15 protein-coding genes are annotated in these 20,396 nt (G+C 39.9%); 4 read left to right on the forward strand and 11 right to left on the reverse strand.

Going from position 1 to position 20,396, the window contains the following annotated elements; genetic code table 11:
- Positions 1–224: 224 nt before the first annotated feature.
- Complete coding sequence (locus tag PL8927_RS05230; RefSeq protein ID WP_083618329.1) at positions 225–551, reverse strand: DUF3155 domain-containing protein; 327 nt, start codon at positions 549–551, stop codon at positions 225–227.
- 190 nt (positions 552–741) lie between these two features.
- On the opposite strand from PL8927_RS05230, the gene PL8927_RS05235 reads away from it, so the two are divergent.
- From PL8927_RS05235 to PL8927_RS05250, 4 genes are all read left to right on the forward strand, one after another.
- Positions 742–2,157 (forward strand): GAF domain-containing sensor histidine kinase, encoded by a 1,416-nt coding sequence (locus tag PL8927_RS05235; protein WP_083618330.1) that lies wholly within the window; start codon positions 742–744, stop codon positions 2,155–2,157.
- 89 nt (positions 2,158–2,246) lie between these two features.
- On the forward strand, positions 2,247–2,927 hold the full coding sequence (locus tag PL8927_RS05240; RefSeq protein WP_231505918.1) for an SLATT domain-containing protein: 681 nt from the start codon (positions 2,247–2,249) through the stop codon (positions 2,925–2,927).
- Positions 2,928–3,047: 120 nt separating this feature from the next.
- A complete protein-coding gene (locus tag PL8927_RS05245; protein WP_083618332.1) occupies positions 3,048–3,707 on the forward strand; it encodes a hypothetical protein in 660 nt (219 codons plus the stop codon).
- A 68-nt stretch (positions 3,708–3,775) separates the two neighbouring features.
- Entirely contained in the window at positions 3,776–5,155 is a 1,380-nt protein-coding gene (locus PL8927_RS05250; protein WP_083618334.1) for a four-carbon acid sugar kinase family protein, read from the forward strand.
- 88 nt (positions 5,156–5,243) lie between these two features.
- Here PL8927_RS05250 and PL8927_RS05255 read toward each other — a convergent pair whose 3' ends face one another.
- The 10 genes from PL8927_RS05255 to PL8927_RS05300 form a co-directional block, all read right to left on the reverse strand.
- Entirely contained in the window at positions 5,244–6,713 is a 1,470-nt protein-coding gene (locus PL8927_RS05255; protein WP_083618336.1) for a hypothetical protein, read from the reverse strand.
- 1 nt (position 6,714) lies between these two features.
- A complete protein-coding gene (locus tag PL8927_RS05260) occupies positions 6,715–7,158 on the reverse strand; it encodes a hypothetical protein (RefSeq protein ID WP_083618338.1) in 444 nt (147 codons plus the stop codon).
- 52 nt (positions 7,159–7,210) lie between these two features.
- On the reverse strand, positions 7,211–10,750 hold the full coding sequence (locus tag PL8927_RS05265; RefSeq protein ID WP_083618340.1) for a tetratricopeptide repeat protein: 3,540 nt from the start codon (positions 10,748–10,750) through the stop codon (positions 7,211–7,213).
- Between the two features lie 501 nt (positions 10,751–11,251).
- On the reverse strand, positions 11,252–12,244 hold the full coding sequence (locus PL8927_RS05270) for a DnaJ C-terminal domain-containing protein (protein ID WP_083618342.1): 993 nt from the start codon (positions 12,242–12,244) through the stop codon (positions 11,252–11,254).
- Positions 12,245–12,425: 181 nt separating this feature from the next.
- Positions 12,426–14,450 carry a molecular chaperone DnaK gene (gene dnaK / locus PL8927_RS05275; protein ID WP_083618344.1) on the reverse strand — a complete coding sequence of 675 codons (2,025 nt, stop codon included), beginning with the start codon at positions 14,448–14,450 and terminating at the stop codon, positions 12,426–12,428.
- Between the two features lie 78 nt (positions 14,451–14,528).
- Positions 14,529–14,948 (reverse strand): hypothetical protein, encoded by a 420-nt coding sequence (locus tag PL8927_RS05280; RefSeq protein ID WP_083618345.1) that lies wholly within the window; start codon positions 14,946–14,948, stop codon positions 14,529–14,531.
- Positions 14,949–15,162: 214 nt separating this feature from the next.
- Positions 15,163–15,918: an ABC transporter ATP-binding protein gene (locus PL8927_RS05285; protein ID WP_083618347.1), complete on the reverse strand. Its 756-nt coding sequence runs from the start codon at positions 15,916–15,918 to the stop codon at positions 15,163–15,165.
- Positions 15,919–16,136: 218 nt separating this feature from the next.
- Positions 16,137–17,390 (reverse strand): FtsX-like permease family protein, encoded by a 1,254-nt coding sequence (locus PL8927_RS05290; protein WP_083618349.1) that lies wholly within the window; start codon positions 17,388–17,390, stop codon positions 16,137–16,139.
- Positions 17,391–17,469: 79 nt separating this feature from the next.
- A complete protein-coding gene (locus PL8927_RS05295; protein ID WP_083618351.1) occupies positions 17,470–18,453 on the reverse strand; it encodes a GNAT family N-acetyltransferase in 984 nt (327 codons plus the stop codon).
- Between the two features lie 803 nt (positions 18,454–19,256).
- The gene (locus PL8927_RS05300) at positions 19,257–20,387 is read right to left on the reverse strand and encodes an esterase-like activity of phytase family protein (RefSeq protein WP_083618352.1); all 1,131 of its coding nucleotides are present in this window, start codon (positions 20,385–20,387) and stop codon (positions 19,257–19,259) included.
- Positions 20,388–20,396 lie beyond the last annotated feature (9 nt).

The following is a 20,396-nucleotide window of genomic DNA, read 5'->3' on the forward strand; positions in this document are numbered from 1 at the left end:
CCTCTTTCCACCAGACACATCCGGTTCCTTTCTCTTGCGCCTGCCTTATAGGAGTTAAGGACTGAAGCTCATGTTGGTGATGGCTATCATCAAGGATCAGGGATCAGGGATCAGGGATCAGGGATCAGGGATCAGGGATCATAGCTCAAGAAAAGTTCCGCATTCAGAAAACCCTTTCAATTTCAACAGGAGAATGTTGCCGAGAACATCAGGACTTCTGGACTTTAAACCCCCTTAACAGTAGTGGAAGCGGAAGACATCGGTGTTGCTTTTTCCACTAGCTGTTTGAGACTGGGGAATAAAAAGTGATTTTCTTCAACATACTGAGCCCCAAACAGACCCTTTTCAGCCCAGAAGTAACGGTCTGTGGTATGCTCATTTCGCTTGACAAGAAGCAAAGCAGGAGGAATAATCCCCTCAGCATGGATAAACTTGCGAGCAGCCGTTACAGGTTTATCTTCGCCACTCGAAATGCTATATTGAGGCACACATTCTAAAATTCTACGTCCTTCTTGTCTGCGACGGCTTTTACGCTTACGTCTTCTAGCCAACTTGTTGACCTCCTTTTTAAGCAGGCGGGTTGTAAATATAGCTACAAAATCCGAAAGAAGTATATCTGTTCTAGTTCAAAATTTCAAGCTGTTTTAATAGATTGATACAAAAGAGGGTTGACAGTTGGCGGTTGTTGGTTATCAGTTAACCCTCAGCATCTCCTCTGTCAATCATTAACACTCAACCGTTATGATGATCACAGCAAGTTCTGAGTTTGTTCAACTATGTCGCACTCAACTGTCGTTGACGGCGAGTTTAGGCGCGTCGTTGAGTGTGGTCTACTTAGCGGAGGCTTGGGTGGATGAGGAACAGAAGAAACTGATTCCCATCGCTACTTACCCGGAGACATCCCTGGAGGATTTGCAACTTCCGGGTGTGATGCCTTTACCAGAAACCTTAATGCCGACCTTACCCCGCTTATTAACCGCAGAACTGGAGGCGAAAACCAACATCCTCTTACCGACGGAGGAGATTAACGATTTTTCCCAGACGGAAACGGACGCGGATAAACCGATGGAGGAAACAGCCTCCTGGCAACAACGCTGTCAAACGGTTTTACCTCTAATTCAAGAAGAAGTGGTTTTAGGCTTTTTAGTCACCGGACGCCATGATCGACCTTGGAATCCAGAGGAGTACCGCCAACTGCAAGCGATCGCTCATACTTTAGCTATTGCCTGTATTTTAGATCAACGCGGCCAATGGTGGCAACAACAATTAGGACAACAGCAACACCTACAAGCGCAACAGGCTGATGCCCTTCATAATATCTTCCATCAACTCAAAAGTCCGCTCACGGCTGTTCGTACCTTTGGGAAATTATTATTAAAGCGACTGCTGCTGGAAGATAAAAATTATCCCATTGCTAATAGTATTTTGCGGGAGAGCGATCGCATCCAAGAATTGTTGCAACAAGCGGATCAAACCTTAGAACGCAAAGACTCCCCCCTAAGTCTACCTCTAACGGTGGATTCTGTCTCGATTTCGACGCCCCCATCGGCAGAAAATTTTTCCCCGTCTTCGGCGTTAGCGTTGATCAGCACCTGTGATCAACTCGAACCCCTAGAATTGTCTGAGGTGTTATCACCGTTAATTTTATCCACCCAAGCCATCGCCGAAGAACGACAACTCCAGTGTCAAGTTGACCTCCCCCCCAAATTACCCGCCATCCAGGGGAATCGTAAAGCCTTACGAGAAGTTTTGAGTAATCTCCTCGATAACGCCTTAAAATATACTCCACCGGGCGGAAAACTTTGGATTCGAGTGCAACGGAACAAACCCACTCAAAAACGGAAACCTCAACCCCCGCAAGTCGGAATTGGGATTAGCGATAATGGCCCTGGAATTCCCCCAGCAGATTTAGAGCATTTATTTGAACGTCACTATCGGGGTGTCCAAGGAAATTCGGAAATTCCAGGGACAGGTTTAGGATTAGCGATCGCAAAAGCCTTAGTTGAACAAATGCACGGAGAGATTCAAGTATTTTCTCCCGTTCATCCCGCCTGGGTATCGGAGGATAACATTTCCTCCCCTAATCTTCCCAGAGGAACAACATTTATCGTTTGGTTAAAGGTTGTAACCCCTAATAGAGAATTGAACAAGATTTGATAAAATTATCCTTTCTTAACGGATGTTGTACTTATCCCCAAGCCAATACTCGTGTTGGGTGTAATTACAAACGCTTCTGAGTTCAAGAATTGATCCCTTTCCTCTTAGCAAATTTACCCGATTTAAAACCCATGAGTTCATCTGCTAATTCTGATAATATTATCAATAACCCTGTGAATTCTTCCCTGCCTTTAGAAGACAATTCTACCAAACCAATCCCTTATGTTGCTCAAGAAGATATCATTTATCGCGCCTTTGATCGGAAAACGGTCTGTCGGGTTTTGAGTCAAGCTCATATTTATGTTTCCATTCGCTGGACAAGAACCCATCTTTATATTGGAATTCCGAGTACCGTTTTAGCCGCCGTTGCGGGTGTACAAGCCATCTCCAGTTTAGGAGGAAATTATCAATTAGTTTCCATGATTATTCCAGTTTTAGTGGCTATTCTCGCACCCTTGTTAACCTTTTTAGATCCCAATGGTAAAGCAAATACCCATTTAGTCGCCTCCAGAGTTTATGAACAAATGGCAGATCAATATGATTCTTTTTTACTCAAATGTCGTTTAGAACCCCGATCCATTCAAGAAGAACTTAATGATTTAGTTCAAATTAATTCTGCATATAGTGAAAGTAAAAAATCCCTTCCAGCTTGTCCAGAATGGGCCTATCAACAAGCCCTTCACACGGAAAATGCCATCCAAAAACTGATTCCTGATGAACTAAAAAAGGCAGGAGGTCATAATAGATTTAGGACGAATTCTCCCTCTTGAATTATCGACAAATTGAACATAGTTAAACACCTTTTGATTTCCGTAGAAGCAGGTTTGAGTTCACCTTTGAATATCTACCTAAAACCAACCCAAAACTACTTCTACGGGATGGAGGCTTAAATGAATAAAATACCATCTGATTTAGAAGGATTAGAAATTACTCCAGGGGAAATCAAACATTGGAGCGGTGTCAGCCCGAATTTATTGTATCGACCTGCTACACTCAAAAAATTGATGGGAGAAGGTTTAAAAACTTTTAGCATTGCGGTATTATTATTAATCAGTTATTGGATTTGGAGTTTGATTTTTCCTGAAATTTCCTTAATCTTTATCATGATTTATTTAATCATTGGAGTTCTATTAATCCTTGAGGATAGTATCAAATTTTGGAACACCTTAACCCGTCCCCAGTTTGTTAAACTCTGTAATCAAGTTGATCGTTATAACGCAATGGTTAAAGCCTTAAGCATTTATGATCAACTCGAAGCAACGGAACATTCCCCAGGAAAATTAAACAATAGAGCAGCAATTATTGAAGCCTTAAACTTAATTAGAACCGAATTAATTAGAGGATTAAAAATAGAACGAACCTTAAAAAAGCATCAAAAATTTATTCAGCAACATTCAGAACTATTTGACCCCAATTTTACCGCCTTAACCGTCTTACAAACAGAAGAACCCACAACAGAACAAGGAAGACTCCTCTATCAAGCCTTTGAAATTGCTTCAGAAGTTTATCTACACTTAAAACAACTTCAGGCTCAACAAACTTCCCGTTAAGTGGTAGGCTGTTCTTAATATCCTATAAATCCTCCGATGGCCTCAACACAATTTTGAGAGGAACTCCAATGCGACCTAAAATTATTGTTCTCGATGATGACCCCACAGGTTCCCAAACCGTTCATAGTTGCTTATTGCTGACTCAATGGGATGTCGATACTCTGCGAATTGGACTCGCTGACCAATCTCCGATTTTCTTTATTCTGACCAATACTAGAGCCTTAACCCCCGAACAAGCCGCATCCGTTACCCGTGAAGTCACCCAAAATTTAAAACTCGCCCTCGCCGCCGAAGAAACCCGGTTTCTCAACGAAAAATCTGGATTTGATCAGCAAAATCTGGGCCAGAAACCCGGTTTCTATGTTATGGTGGTGAGTCGTTCCGATTCTACCTTACGCGGTCACTATCCTGTAGAAACCGATGTCATCGCCGAAGAACTTGGCCCCTTTGATGCTCATTTTCTGGTTCCCGCGTTTTTTGAAGGCGGAAGAATTACCCGCAATAGTATTCATTATTTAATGGTTGAGGGTGTAGAAACCCCCGTTCATTTAACAGAATTTGCTAAGGATTCGGTCTTTGCTTATCAACATAGTTATTTACCCGATTATGTCACCGAAAAAACCAAAGGTTTGATTCCATCGGAAAAAGTAGAACGATTTTCGTTATCGGATATTCGGGTGGGAACCTTACCTCGGTTAATGCGTTTAACAGATAATCAATGTGTAGTTGTTGATGGTGAAACTCAAGCCGATTTTGATCAATTCGCCTCGGATATTATTAGTGCGGCTAGTCAAGGAAAACGCTTTTTATTCCGCAGTGCGGCGAGTATTTTAACCTCTTTAGCAGCACTGGGAAATCAACCCATTCCCGCCGAAGAAATGGCAAAATACACCCGCAATGGAAAACCGGGTGTGGTGATTATGGGTTCTCATGTTAAAAAATCAACTCAACAATTAGAACAGTTATTACAAGAACCTGGAATAGTCGGAATTGAAGTCGATGTTTCCCATTTATTAGAAGAAAGTGAGACTCAAAAACAGGAACTATTACAACAGATTTTAGACCAAATTTATGCTATTCATAATGCAGGTCAAACGCCAGTTATTTATACCAGTCGTCAAGAATTACAATTTGATACGGTAGATATTCGGTTAGCCTTTGGGATGAAAGTCTCAGATTTATTGATGGATATTGTGCGAGGTTTACCCCCAGATATTGGATTTTTAATTAGTAAAGGCGGAATTACCTCTAATGATGTCTTGAGTAAAGGATTAGCGTTAAAAACAGCACGGTTACTCGGTCAAGTATTAGCCGGATGTTCAATGGTCAAAACCTCTTCTAAACATCCTCTTTATCCCAATTTACCAGTAGTTTTATTCCCTGGAAATGTGGGAGACTCCAATGGTTTAGCAACGGTTTATCAACGTTTAACCCAACCCCCAACCTAACCCGTAGGGTGCGTAAGCGCAGCGCACGCACCACTCCCTAATTAAACTTAATTAATCTACCAACAATCATAAACCCCTACTAACAAGCCTATGGTTTCTTCTTCTTAAAAATCCAAGCCAGTCCCAGAATTCCTACATAAAAGAAGAACGCCACTATAAACCAGATTATTACTGATATTATAAAGGTCATGCTGGGATCATCAGTCGAATATTTCTTTACTAATAGACCAGAACTAGAGACTGCAATCCCTCCCGCGCTCATTCCTGTACCGACGGCTAAAATTTGGATTTGGAGTTGATAATTATTCTCTTGTTCCCGTTTTTCATGACGGTATTGGTTTTCGGTTTGTTCAATTTCTGTAATTCCCCGAATAGATGCGATCGCTCGATCTACTAAAGTAGAACCCTCAACAAAATAGTTGAGTTGATATTTAATTCGCTCTTGGAAATATTGGCTATCTTCGTTAATAAAAGCCGAAAAGAAATCTAAATTTTTCTCAGAATGAATCGATGATTTTTCTTTTAATTTCCGTTGAATTTCTTTGAGGGTTTGTTGATAGTTTTTACTATTAATTACAATTGTATTTCTATAATGTTTTAAATTGCGGAGGGTTTGAGAATAGGTAAAATCTAGCTGAGATAAAGCTTTAAGTTTTTGTTTAAGAAACTTTAAGTCTGCTTCATTTAAAAAAGATTCATCTGTTATTTCCTGATTTAAAAATTCATTTAAACTTTTGATTTCTCCTTGAATTTTACTATAATAATTAAAAGCTTTTTCATATTGTTTGAGGCTTCCCTGGTAGTCTGTAATCACTTTATTACGATAACAAAATAAATCAATAAACTTAGGGTAACAATCAATAAAATCTTCACTGCTTTGATTTTTTCTGAATAACCAAATTAAAATATGACAGTGATGAAGATCTGAAGAATCAATATTGATTTCACTTAAATTATTGATTTCACTTAAATTATCATATTCAAAAATAGGGCTTCCAAATAATTCTCCTTGGTTTTTTAGGGGAGGAAGTTGTTGAGCATTGGGGATAAATTTTTCTAAACATTTTTGAGCTAAAATTTCTAAATCTTCAATTGAGCTTTGTTTAAATTCCTCTGGAATAAAAGCAGTAATTAATAAAGTTTGTCCGAGAGAACTATTAACAAATTTGGGTAAAAATATCTGATTTCGATTAATTTCTCGTAAAAAATTTAAAGATACTTCTTCTGTTTTTTTACCATTCTCCTTTTCGGGACGGCGCAAATTAAATGCTAGAGCATAACTATCATGAAGACATTTAGCATAAACTTTTCCAGTAATCGGAATTCCACTATAGCGGAGTTTTTCCGCAATGGGTAAACTTTTGGAGTTTTCGGAAGGTTCAAAGTTATATTGCTCAAGATGTAACCGTTTTGAAAAATGCAGATTTTCTAATATTTCATCACACTTTTGCCAAAGTTTATTAGCGTCAGTAACTCTATTGTTTCCATCGTCTCTTAAAGCTTTCCACAGATGAAATGCAAATAAATGTAAATTAGGTGCATAAACTTTTTCTATCATCTTAATGATTAATCCATTGGCTTAAAATTTGCTTGACATAATCCAGAATAGGAACTGTAACGGGACAATCTTCGCTACTTTGAGGGGGAGGTGTAATTAAAATTCTAACTTCAGAACTAGAAATTTCTGATGGAGAATCTTCTGAGGTTGCGAGTTGACAATTCGGAATAATCAAGCGATATTTATGGGGATCAGAATCGATAATCTCTTCAAGTTCTGTTCGATATTTTCGCTTCTTAGCTTGATCATATAGATTTAACCGTTGTTCATGATCTCCACACCATTCTATAATAGAATTCGCAGCTTGTTGAATTTGATCAGGTTTTAAATTTTCCAGTTGTTCTAATAATCGGGTTAAACTGGATTTATCCTGAGCTTCAAGAATGGGAGGTTGTATTTCTAACAGTTCTAAAAAGCAGACTAGGGTTTCAATAGAGTCTTGCATCATTTATTCCCTCAACGGATTGACAATAATAGAAGATCAAGATAATTCTAACCTATTTTCCAATTGCACAAAAACCCGCCCAATAATAGGCTTCTTTAAAAGGTTGATAGGTTGATAAACGCCACGCTAAGTTTAACTCTTGACTGAGGTTTGGTTTCGATTCTGGCTTTAATTGTAGCGCATTCCACCATTTTAGCAGGTTTTCTTTATCAACGGTTCTTAACCAGTTTTGGGCTTGATTTAAGGCTAAACTCACGGACTTTTCAGATCGAAACAGTTCATAAAACTTAATCATTAAAATCGCCGTTGATAAATCACTGACTCGCCATAAACTACAAATCACATTTTTAACCCCTGCAAACAGGAACCCACTGGAAAGACTAATATATTCTTCTAAAGTCTGATCAAATTGCGTTAACCCCGTTTCACAGGCGGATAATGTCACCAGTTCCCCTTTTGGGAAATCTAAACTAAAGATTTCGCGGAGGGTATAACATTGGTCGGTATCGACTTGTTTACCTTTTCTCCAAGGAAGATAACGCTTGGTTTCTGGAGAATCTAATTCTTCCTGAGTTTGGCGATCGCTCGATTCAAATACTTCTACAATTCCCCCTGCTAAAATTAAATGGGATAATAACGGAAATTGAAAGTTAAACGACCCGTGACAAGCAAAGTGGAGATAATTAGCATCTCGAAAGAGGTCACTATTAGGAGGTTGAGTCAGGGCGATTTTAGTCGCTTTTTCACGCGATAAAATATTAGCGGTAAATTGAGAGGCGATCGCATCCACTTCTAATTCTGCAAAGTCTAAGTCTTTTGTGGGATTTTGAATCGCAAATAATTGAATATTATTAACAGCATGGTCGGGATTTTCTTCCCGCAAGGCAATATTTTCTAACGACATTAACCCCATTTGCAAACTCGGTAAATATTGCACCCCCTGAGAGAATTTATCAAATAGACAGAGGGTTTTTCCGTTATCTTTAGCAACGGGTAAGGCATGGAGGGGAAATAAATGTAATTCTCGATAGGGAACTAAGATTAACCGTTGACAGAAGGCGGGAATTTTACTCAAAATATACTGAATATTCAGAATTTCGGCTAATTCTTCTAAAAACGGTTCTAACTGATTTTCCCAGATGTCGGTTTTGCTATTATAGGTTTTTAAATAGCGATCGCGCAATTCCACCACTGCCGTCACCGCTTCCGGTTTTGATTGCCAATAATCCATCGAAAAACCATTAACTAAATTTTCACCATCAACAACACTCTCCCTGTCATTACTCTCACTGTCATTCTGAGCGCAGCGAAGAATCTCAGAGATGTTTCGCTCCCCAGCATTACCCTCAACAACACTCTCACTGTCATTCTGAGCGAAGCGAAGAATCTCAGAGATGTTTCGCTCCCCAGCATTACCCTCAACACCACTCTCCCTGTCATTCTGAGCGCAGCGAAGAATCTCTAAGATGTTTCGCTCCCCAGCATTACCCTCAACAACACTCTCACTGTCATTCTGAGCGCAGCGAAGAATCTCTGAGATGTTTCGCTTCTCTGCGTTCCGCTCAACATGACAAGGGGAATCTGCCCAAACGATAAACGCATAAATCCTTTCCGACGCGATAAACCATTCCACTAAGGCCGTTTTCTCTGGCAATAATGCCGGAATTTCTGATAGATTAATCCGTTGCACCCGTTGGGTATATTCAAAGGTGGAATCAAAGGTTTTAATCTGTTCTAAAACTTGATTTAATTCCTGCTTTTGCTGAACCAAAGTTTCCCGAATTTGATTAATAGAATCAATCGGAATATTAACAGCACCCGCACTTCGACTTTGAGGAGAATCTGGATCAGTCCCATCAGCCGGAATATCGCCGCCTAAAGATTCGATAAACCGTTGATTAGCAGAAAGTTCCCGACGCAACTGTTCTAACCGTTGACAAATCTCTGGTGGGGTATTTTTCGGCAATAAATCTCGGTTAACCAAGAGTTCAATTAAACTGCGAGACTTGCCGCGCTCCAGGGTGACTAAGGCTTGAGCGATCTGGTTCTGATGCAGATAAGCTTGGATAAGGCGCTCATAAACCCCAACATTCTCACGCCGTCGCTGTTGTTTATTGGCATCGGAGCGATCGCGGTGACAGAGTTCTTCTAAAGCATCCAGGGCGGCTTCATAGCCCGTAATAGCCAGTTGCCAGTTTTCCACCTCAAAAGCCGTATCACCCAAATTACGCCCGAGCAATAAATATTGTACCGGAAACTCCAGGGGAGAAGATAAAGCTAGGGCAGATTGCCAGATTTCCAAGGCTCGGGGGATTTGTAGCAGGTCATTGTAGGTAGATGCCAAGTTATTCAGACTATAAAATTCTCCGTAACGATCTCCGATTTCCCGTGAAATCGTTAAAGCCTGCTGATGATAGTTGATGGCTTGTTGATGTTGCCCCAACAAGTAATTGTGAGCAAGGCCCAAATTGCCCAGAACATTGCCTTCTTGCACACGATCTCTGATTTCCTGATAAATCGTTAAAGCTTGGTGATAATAGTCGATAACTTGTTGATTCTGCCTTAAGCAAAGGTAAACAATGCCCAAATTGACCAGAGCAATGCCTTCTCTCCTACGATTTCCGATTTTCCGTGCAATGGTTAAAGCCTGCTGATGATAGTTGATGGCTTGTTGATATTGTCGCAAGCAAAGGTAAACATTGCCCAACTTGTCCAGAGCATGGCCTTCTCCGCTACGATTTCCGATTTCCTGATAAATGGTTAAAGCCTGCTGATAATAGTCGATGGCTTGTTGATATTGCACCGAATCGTGAGCATTGCCCAAATTGACCAGAGCATTGCCTTCTCCCTCACGATCTCCGATTTCCTGATAAATGGTTAAAGCCTGCTGATAATAGTCGATGGCTTGTTGATATTGCCTGAAGCAAAGGTAAAAATCGCCCAAATACTTGAGAGCATTGCCTTCTCCCTCACGATTTCCGATTTCCTGTGAAATCGTTAAAGCCTGCTGATGATAGTCGATGGCTTGTTGATTCTGCACCAAGGAACGGTAAGCAACGCCCAAATTATTGAGAACTTTTGCTTCTTCTCCGCTACGATCTCCGATTTCCCGTACAATGGTTAAAGCCTGCTGATAATAGTCGATGGCTGGTTGATATTGCCCCAAGAAACGGTAAGCAAAGCCCAAATTATTGAGAGCATGGCCTTCTCCGCTACGATCTCCGATTTCCTGATAAATGGTTAAAGCCTGCTGATGATAGTCGATGGCTTGTTGATTCTGCCCCAAGGAAACGTAAGCAACGCCCAAATTATTGAGAACTTTTGCTTCTCCGCTACGATCTCCGATTTCCTGATAAATGGTTAAAGCCTGTTGATGATAGTCGATGGCTTGTTGATTCTGCCCCAAGGAACCGTAAGCAAGGCCCAAACGGTTGAGAGCATTGCCTTCTCCCTGACGATCTCCGATTTCCTGATAAATGGTTAAAGCTTGCTGCCAGGATTGTAACGCTTGACGATATTGACTACGGTAATATTCCTCAAGTCCTTGATCTAACAAGCGCTCCGCTTCAGCTTTTTTCTGTTCTGGGGTCATGGCACTATTCCTGGGTCTGGGCTGGGGTTGCTGATATTGATTTTAACTTGAATTCGATCAAGTGTGAGGGTTTTGAAATCCCTGAATATTTGTTATTAATAGGCAATCGTAATTCGTGCCGCAATGGGTGTTTTGTAGTGTCAGCGTCCTCGCTGGCTGGAAATTAACCCTCGGTGTCAATTTCAGAGGAAAACAGGTGATTACAGCCGAGATTAGATCCCCCTAAATCCCCCTTAAAAAGGGGGACTTTGAAATCTGGTTCCCCCCTTTTCAAGGAAGGTTAGAGGGGAGGAGAAGACTGTAATGATTCTGTCAAAACAAATACTTTGAAATCCGGTTCCCCCCTTCTCAAGGGGGGTTAGGGGGGATCATTGACTTAAGAGAAACTACCCAATTTTTAGCCGGAAGTTGACACCAATGGCGATTAATTATATAAAAACCATTATTATTTTATTGTTAAAAATTTTATGGTGCGTGCGCGTTGCTTACGCACCCTACGGGTTATATTTTTAAGTTTTGACGGGGTTTAAAGGTTTCAATTTGACGTAATTTTTCATATAATTCTCGTTCTTGGGGAGTAATATTTTTAGGAATAACCACTTGAATTTCGATTAATTGATCTCCTCTTTCTCCTTGAGGATTGGGATAACCTTTATTAGCTAATCGTAACCGTTGACCCGATACAACCCCCGCAGGTAAACGCATTTTAACTAAACCATCAAGAGTAGGAACATCAACGTCTCCCCCTAATACTGCTTCTGTGGGAGTCACTGGAATTTGACAGTAAATTTCTGATTTTTCCACTCTAAAAAAGGGATGGGGAGTAATATTAATTTTTAAGAATAAATCGCCCCCATTAATTCCTTGATTTCTCAAACGGATTTGTTGACCCTTCACCATTCCTGGGGGTAAATCTACTTCTAAAGACCGTCCATCTTCTAAACGAATCCTTTCTGTTCCTCCAGTATAAGCTTTTTCTAAAGGTAACGTTAATCGTGCTTCAATATCCCGTTTGGTTTCACGGGGAGTGGGTTTATAAACTGCTTTTGTCCGAGGAGAATCATAGGGATCAGTGGAGGTCATTTGAGGGGAGTTTTTCGGGTCAACCGTTCGCACTTCTCGCCGCCGTCCTAATAATTGATCAACAAAGGTATCAAAATCAGAAAAATCCCCATAATCTACATCTTCAGTTTGAGAAATCGTCCGACGACTTCCCCAGTTTTTGATTCCTGAAAACGCATTTTTTTGCCAATCTTGAAACCCTTTTTGTTTCCAAAATTGACTATAATTATCATATTCTAATCGTTTTTCAGGGTCAGATAAAATATTATAAGCTTCTCCAATATCTTTAAAGGTTTCTTCTGCTTCCTTATCTCCTGGGTTTAAGTCGGGGTGATATTGTCTGGCGAGTCTGCGATAGACTTTCTTAATTTCATCAACTGACGCCTCACGGGAAACCCCTAAAATTTGATAATAATTACGAAAATTTTGCATAGGTTGAGATTAGGTTAACGGGTTAATGTTTTAAGATATAGGAGTTAGCTTGCTTGGGTTGACAAGGCTCTAGCTAAATTTAACCACAAAGACGCAAAGACACAAAGAATTTATCAGGACTAATCTGCTGATTGCGATCGCAGAAACCCGGTTTCTTTTAGAAACCGGGTTCCTAAGAGTTTTACAACCAATCATCATCATCATCCCAATTATCAGTTTGAGAATAGCGACGAGAACGAGTTGTACCCCCGCCTAAACTACTCCCATTGTTACTGCGTTGGTCATACCGGGGATAACTGCGAGTTTGAGGTTCGTAGGGATCAACTCGACGTTTTTCACCGGAAAAAGTTCGCCGAATTGAACCAAATAAATCATCCTCATCGTCCTCTGTTGCAAATACGGAAACTTCCCGACTTAACTCATATAAAGCATCCTGTAAATCTACACTAATTTGATCAATTCCTCGGTCATCATCTCGTTCTAAACTATCTCTTAAAGACCGAATTAAGGTTTCAATTCTTGACCGTTGACGTTGAGCAAATTGCATTCCATAATCTAAAGCAACTTCCCTTAATTGTCGTTCTGCTTGATAGGTTAATGCTTGGGCGCGATTCCGTTTTTCGACTTTTTCTCGTTGTAAACGGTCAACTTCTGCATATTTTTCCGCATCTCTAATCATGTGATTAACTTCTTCTTGAGATAAAGTAGAAGCACCTTGAATTACAACACTTTGTTCTCGTCCAGTGGTTTTATCTAAAGCGGTAACTTGTAGAATTCCATTCGCATCAATATCAAGCGCTACTTGAACTTGAGGAACTCCCCTCGGCGCAGGGGGAATTCCCGTTAATTTAAACCGTCCTAAAGATTTATTATCAACGGCTAATTCTCGTTCTCCTTGTAAGATATGAACTTCTACCAAAGTTTGGTTATTTTCAGACGTTGAAAAAATGTCAGAACGACGTACCGGAATTGTTGTATTGCGGGGAATTAATTTTTTCATCACTCCCCCAATGGTTTCTAATCCTAACGATAAGGGAGTCACATCTAATAATAACACATCCCGCACATCTCCGGCTAAAATTCCCGCTTGAATTGCCGCACCAACGGCCACCACTTCATCAGGATTTACCCCTTGATTCGGTTCTAAATCAATTAAAGTTCTAACTAATTGTTGCACCATTGGCATTCGAGTTGAACCGCCCACTAAAATTACATCATCAATATCATTAGGAGTTAATCCCGCATCCGCTAAAGCTTGTTTGACCGGACGACGTAACCGTTGAATTAAATCCCCACATAAGCCCTCAAATTCTCCTCTCGTTAGGCGAATTTCTAGGTGTTTAGGGCCGTCTTCTGTGGCGGCAATAAAGGGTAAATTAATATCCGTAACCCCCACCCCAGAAAGCTCAATTTTGGCTTTTTCAGCGGCTTCTGTTAACCGTTGTAAGGATTGGCGATCGCGTCTTAAATCTACCGCTTCTTCTGATAGAAATTTCTCCGCTAACCAATCGACAATTTTTTGATCAAAATCCGTTCCTCCGAGTTGGGTATCTCCACAGGTAGACTTAACTTCAAATACCCCTTCTCCCACCTCTAAAATTGAGACATCAAAGGTACCCCCACCCAAATCAAAGACTAAAATTGTGCCATAATCTCGCCGTTCCAAACCATAAGCTAAAGAAGCGGCTGTGGGTTCATTTAAGATGCGTTTAACCTCTAATCCTGCAATGCGTCCGGCATCTCTGGTGGCTTGTCTTTGAGAATCATTAAAATAGGCAGGAACCGTAATTACAGCCCCGGTAATTTCTTCCCCTAAATAACGAGTTGCTTCTTCAACTAATTTTTTTAATATCATCGCCGAAATTTCTTCCGGTGCAAAATCTTTATTAACTCTGGGACATTTGATTCTAATATTATCAGTTTCATCCCGTCGCATCGTGTAGGGAACCCGTTTCGAGGCGGGGGTGAGGTCAGAATAGCGACAACCCATCAGTCTTTTGACCCCATAAAAGGTATTTTGGGGATTCAAAACCGCCTGTCGTCTAGCCATCTGTCCCACGATGCGTTCTCCTTCCTTGGTAAACCCAACGACGGAGGGGGTGGTTCGCATCCCTTCAGAGTTAGCAATCACAACGGGTTTACCGCCCTCCATGACCGCAACCACAGAGTTCGTTGTCCCCAAGTCAATGCCGACTACTTTGCCCATGCGTTGGTTATCTCCTTGTCTATATGGTTTCTGGCTAGATCAACTTATATTCTATCGTGTTGTAACGCAGTGTAACGTCTACTGGTTCCCTGACCCCTCAGCTAGGACTGATGTAGAGGATAACAAAAACCCGGTTTCTATAGTTTCATCGGGTAAAATATCTATCCATTTACGATATAACATTTCCCAGGTTTGTTTTTGGTTAAAATTTAATTTATCCATCCCATCAGTTGCCATTTTAAATTGTTCTGATTTTTTTAATTCATCAGTATCTTTAACATTAAATCTTTTATATATCGCTTCTTTAATTTCTGTAATTTTAAGTTGTTTGTTTTTTGAAAGATTTTCTGATTTTATTTTTAATATCCTGTCAGAATCTTCAATCACCAGCCAAACCAATTTTTCAAGATCAGTAGAAGTGATAGGATGATTTTGAGACTTTTGGGAAAGTTTGCTAATTTCTTCTTGTACTTTTGGAGGTAGAGGTGTAGTTTTCATAATTTTCAGGTGATTTTGTGTTTAAATTTTAAGTTGTTATATTTTAGAATAAACCTGAATAGGATTCTGTATTATTGATAATACCTTCCTCTGTTCAAAAGTGTCAAGTCTCAAAAACGTCCTCTATAACCTTTATTACAAATTATAAAAACCCCCTTAGTAGTTCATCTGCTAAGGGGAATTTAAGTTAATACTGCTATATTAACTTTGCATTTTAATTTTTAATTCTGCCATCTTCTAAGGTCAAAATGCTATCAGCAACATCCATAATTCGGGGGTCATGAGTTACCATTAATACCGTTGTCTCTCCTTGTTTGGCTAAGGTTTTTAACAGATCAATTACACCCCGACCACTACTTGAATCTAAAGCCGCTGTGGGTTCATCCGCCATAATTAATGGAGGTTCTCCCGCTAAGGCTCGCGCCACAGCAACCCGTTGTTTTTGACCGCCTGATAAATCCTGGGGTAACAAATGAATTTTATCCTGTAAACCCACTTGTTCTAAACGGGTTTTCGCTTCTTCTCTGGCATTTCTTTTTCTCATTCCTTTGAGATGCAGAGCTAATTCTACATTTTCTAAAGCGGTTAAAGCAGGGAATAAATTAAAGCCTTGGAAAATAAAACCAATATTATGTAAACGAAACTCTGCTAATTGAGTCCGAGACAATTTTGTAATTTCTTCACCCAATAAAAAGACTCGTCCAGCAGTTGGCGTTAAAAGTCCTGCAATAATAGACAATAATGTTGTTTTACCCGATCCACTAGGCCCCATCAATAGTTGAATATCACCTTGTTCGACTTGTAAATTAATATTTTGCAGGACTTGAATCATTTGTCGTCCCGATTTATAAGCCATTTCCACACGACAAGCTTGAATTCCAATCGGCTTAACTTTGGCATTTGGTGAATAGTATGCAGCCTGATTGGGGGATATCGTGGATTTTTCCTCGCTAATTTGAGTGCGTATCATCGTTCAAAATTAATTATGATGTGGGCTTCTAACAAAAATTGACGGGTCTAATAGACTAATTACACAGGAGTATTGTCAGTTTACTGAGAAAATCGAGTAATTCCAGAGAAGGAGTGCTGAACATGAACTATCCTGAACAGTTTAGTCTTACTATTCTAAGATCAAAAGTCCCTAATGCTTGTGATCAGACTCAATCCTTCCCTAAAACATCAATCACATCAAGCTTTAAACACAATCGCCGGATCAACCTTAGTGACTTTCTGAATGGCGAAAAATGCCGACCCCGTACACATCGCCACCGTTAAACCAAATACCCCTAAAGCAGATAACGGGGTAATTAAAATCAAAATTCCTTGGGTCGCGCTCGCCCAGGATGCCACGCCGAAACACAGGGCCATACCTGGAATATAACCTAAAACAGCCATCCAGAGGGCCTGTTCTAAAATGATACTGTAGATCACCCAGTCGGACGCTCCCATCGCCTTCAGGGTTCCAAATTCCTTTAAGTGGTCAGTGACGGAGGAATAAAGAATTTGTCCGACCACCACCATCCCAACTAATATTCCCACCGCCGCCCCTAAACTGAGAACAAACCCAACTCCTGTGCGTTTTTGCCAAAAGGTTCGCATCACCGTAGACATTTCTTCACGGGTAAAAACCTGAACATCATCGGGTAAAGCATCACCTAGTTTTTGCTTCAGTTGGGTCAAATCTTCGCCTGGTTTTGCCTTAATTAAAACATAAGTGATCGGATCAGCTAAATTTAAGGCTCTTGGGGGAGGAAGATTGGCAAGTTTTTGATTAGAGGATTGATCCTCATAACTTTGAGTACATTGTAAATCCTCATTTTGAACTTGGCACAGAGTTTGAGTTTTTACGGGACTATTAACATACGCATTAGCATTTCTTAAAGACGTGAACACAAAACTATTGCTAACAATTGATTGAGTTCCTTGAGTGATTCCTCCTAATTTTGCTTCTAATCCTCCGAGTTTTGCAATATCACCGATATTTTTAATTTTGAGAGCGTTTAATTTACTCTCATCAATCATAATGGTATAGGGTTGTTTTAAAGCATTGGCTTCTCCTTGAATAATATTCCAAGGTGCAAATAATTCTCCCTCTGGATCGGAGCCAACCACCGTAACCGCATGAATTTTATTCTCTAGGGGATCACGCCAACGCGCATTTCTAAAAATAAAAGCTTCGGCTTGTTCAACGCCAGAAACCGTCTGAGCTTGGGTCATCCGTTCTAAAGATATCGGCATCGTTAGCTCTAAGTGAATCATGTCTTTAGAGGCGATCCAAATATCCGCTTTCGAGTGATCAATTAATATCGAGGAAGACCGAATAAACCCCGTTAAAATCCCATTTTGAATGGTGACTAAACTAACAGCAAACATGATCCCAGCTTGAGCCACCAAAAAACGGGGAATATCTTCAAATAGGTTTTTTCGCGCCAGAGAAGCCATAGGTTAGGGGTGTTGACGGTTGACGGTTGACGGTTGACGGTTAACTGTTAACTGTTAACAATTCTATTGTATACCTTCTCTAAGCAGTGGCTTGTTGGGGAAAAAGTTGGCTGAGATTTTGACGGGATAGGGGTTTTACCCAGGAATACCAGGTGGCTACGGGTTTAAAATCAACCGATTGATAGAGCTTTGTTGCTCCTGTTAAACTATCGGCATCAACGCTAAGTTTCGCAGTGGTTACACCTGCTTTTTGCAGTTGAGATAAACCTGCCAAAAGGATGGTTTTTCCTAATCCTAATTTCCGAAATGTTCGCCGCGTTCCCAACCATTCAATCCAACCGATTTGATCAGAATTTAACTGACATTTACAAAAAGCCGCAAATGTGCCATTGGGTGCGATCGCAACTAAATCTAATTCGGGTTGATAGTTGGGTTGACTTCGCCAATATTCAGCTTGTTTAAGGGTTAATTCGTGATGATCCCAATGGTCAATAAAGGATTCGTTAAATAAATCAACCCAGGCTGAAACGTCTTGTTTTCTTTGGATATGAGAGAGTTGAAAACCGGAAGGAAGTTCGGGAATAGATAGGGGAGATTCTAAGGATTTCGCCATTGTTATAAACTGTCGATCTACCTTAAAACCTTGTTGTTCCAGTAAGTGATTTTGTTCGGTTTGTTGTTCTAAAGTATAGGTTCTTAATTGCACGGGACACCGTTTTTGCTGTCCGATTTTTTGAATTCGAGCTTCACACCACCGCATCATCTCTTTGCCTAAATTACTGGCTCGGACACTGGGATGAATATACAACCCAAAATATCCATCTATCACATTTTTAGATACTTGAGGTTCAATTCCAACTAATCCTAAAAGTTGACCCTTTGCATCTGTCCAAAGACGGATATCTTTTTGGGGATTAACATTGGGAGAAGATAATCCTAATTTTAAGTCTGCTAAACTTTCATCTTCAGTGAGATGATCAACGGTTTGACAGGCTTGAAATAAATTAAAAATTGCAGACCAATCTTTTTGACCTTCGTAGGGTTTAATCATTAAGGAATTCATAACAAATTGTTCCGAAAATTCGGACTGTTTTGACTTAATATTGAACTGAAAAATTTGTAGGAGAAATTAGAGGTTGTTATATGAAATCCCATTATAGATGCTACAGATGATCCTCTCTAACCCCCTGTAGAGACGTTGCATGCAACGTCTCTACAGGGGGGATTTGTAGCAAACATTTCGAGATTTCATATTACTTGAATACAACCTTGTTTTGCTCTCTGTTCAATGTTGATGACAGAGAATTCTAAACCAAACTCTATTTGAGCCGAAAACCTTTAATATTCAGGTTTTCCGACTAAAATCGGTATAGTTATAGGGTTAAAAATCAATAATGACGATAAAACTCTGTTTCCTGTGGGTGACACAGAAATGTTCAGGTTTTATCCAATTAGACACTCATAAAAAAGGGTTAATAAATTAATTAAATTTTGTTCTTTTACTGGACTACTGCACAGGCTAAATGGATATTGCCAGTTCGACCACTGGCCCTTGGAAAGTCACCAAACCTGATACAAAAGTCCTGTTCATTTGATTAAAAAGGTTTTGTCTCGCTAGGTAAAGAAGAATTTCACCTCCAATGAGGTCTTATTGTGAATTCACCCTCAGACCTGACAACCGCAGGCTGGATTACTCCATTTGAGTGTGATCGGCTAATGGCGGACGTTCCTGATCTAAGGATAGCCGATCCCCCCAATCGGTTGTCAAGTCTTTCAGGGTTAAGCTTTGATTATCATGTAGTGAGTCCTTCAGGACTCAAAGCCCTGAAGGGCTTACTACTTTCTTAGTAGTGAGTCCTTCAGGACTCAAAGCCCTGAAGGGCTTACTACTTTTAGATGATTTAGTCTGAATGCGATAATTTGGGTTGTTTGTAGAGTTGTAAAATTGTTATCACTGATTAGAATTAGCGATCGCCCTGCTTCAGGTAAGAGAGCGCCCCACGTTAATCCTTCAATATTATCAATTGCTATATTTAAACGACTTAAATTGAGTAATAAAGTTTTTTCTGCGGGTCTAATCTCAAAATCTACTGCTTTTAAACTAGGCAAATCTTGAATATTATCCGCTTTTTCTAAAGAAACTATAAATAATTTAATAGTATATCCTAAACCCAAGGAAAAAGATCGTTCTAAACTGATTAAATGTTGTTCATCAATCGCTAATAAATCGACTAAACCCTGTCTGTTATATTGTTCTGCTATAAAAGAAGAATTGGCTAAAGGATCAGTAATATACAAAAACTCTCGATCGGGTTGATTGGTTTGCAGATTATATCGCAAAATTCGAGCAGGTGTTCCCCGATCTAAATTCGCTATTTCTCCATCTTGAATGAGTGCGTTTTCATTCGCTGTAAATAAATAGGTTTTATCCGGTGTTATTGTTAAGCTTTCAAAGGCTAAATTAGAACGAACTCCTCGGCTTTTATTCCCATTCCCATCAAAAAATTTTTCGGGAATGGGTAAAGTCTGCAATATTTCGCCCTTCAGGGAAAACTCTTGAATAAAAGGGGGAATATTTTGATAAAAATTTCCTTCTGAAGCGATAAAAATGCTATTTCCTGAAAAGGCAATTCCTTCAGGATCAATGCTATTTTTAGTAAAGGGTTTTCCCGTTTCTGTTAATAAGGGAGTAACACCGATCACACTTACTCCGGTTTCCGATAAAAAACCGGAACTTAAATCAATATTTAGGGTATAAAATCGGGCCTTATTTTTATTGCTTGGGTCATCGGATATGGCATAATAAACCTGTTTTTCCGGGTTGTAAGTAATTCCTGATAAACCCCCAACTTCTGTATTATTATAGAGTAATTCGGTCGGTAAAGTCCCTTGTCCTATCAAATCAATCACCGTTGAAATCGCCACACTAGAGGTGCTGAATATTAAAAACAAAATTACTGTTAAGATTAAGAGTGAAAAAGATAATAAAATTTGCATTAAATTTAC

It is taken from the genome of Planktothrix serta PCC 8927, from assembly GCF_900010725.2.
Lineage (GTDB): Bacteria > Cyanobacteriota > Cyanobacteriia > Cyanobacteriales > Microcoleaceae > Planktothrix > Planktothrix serta.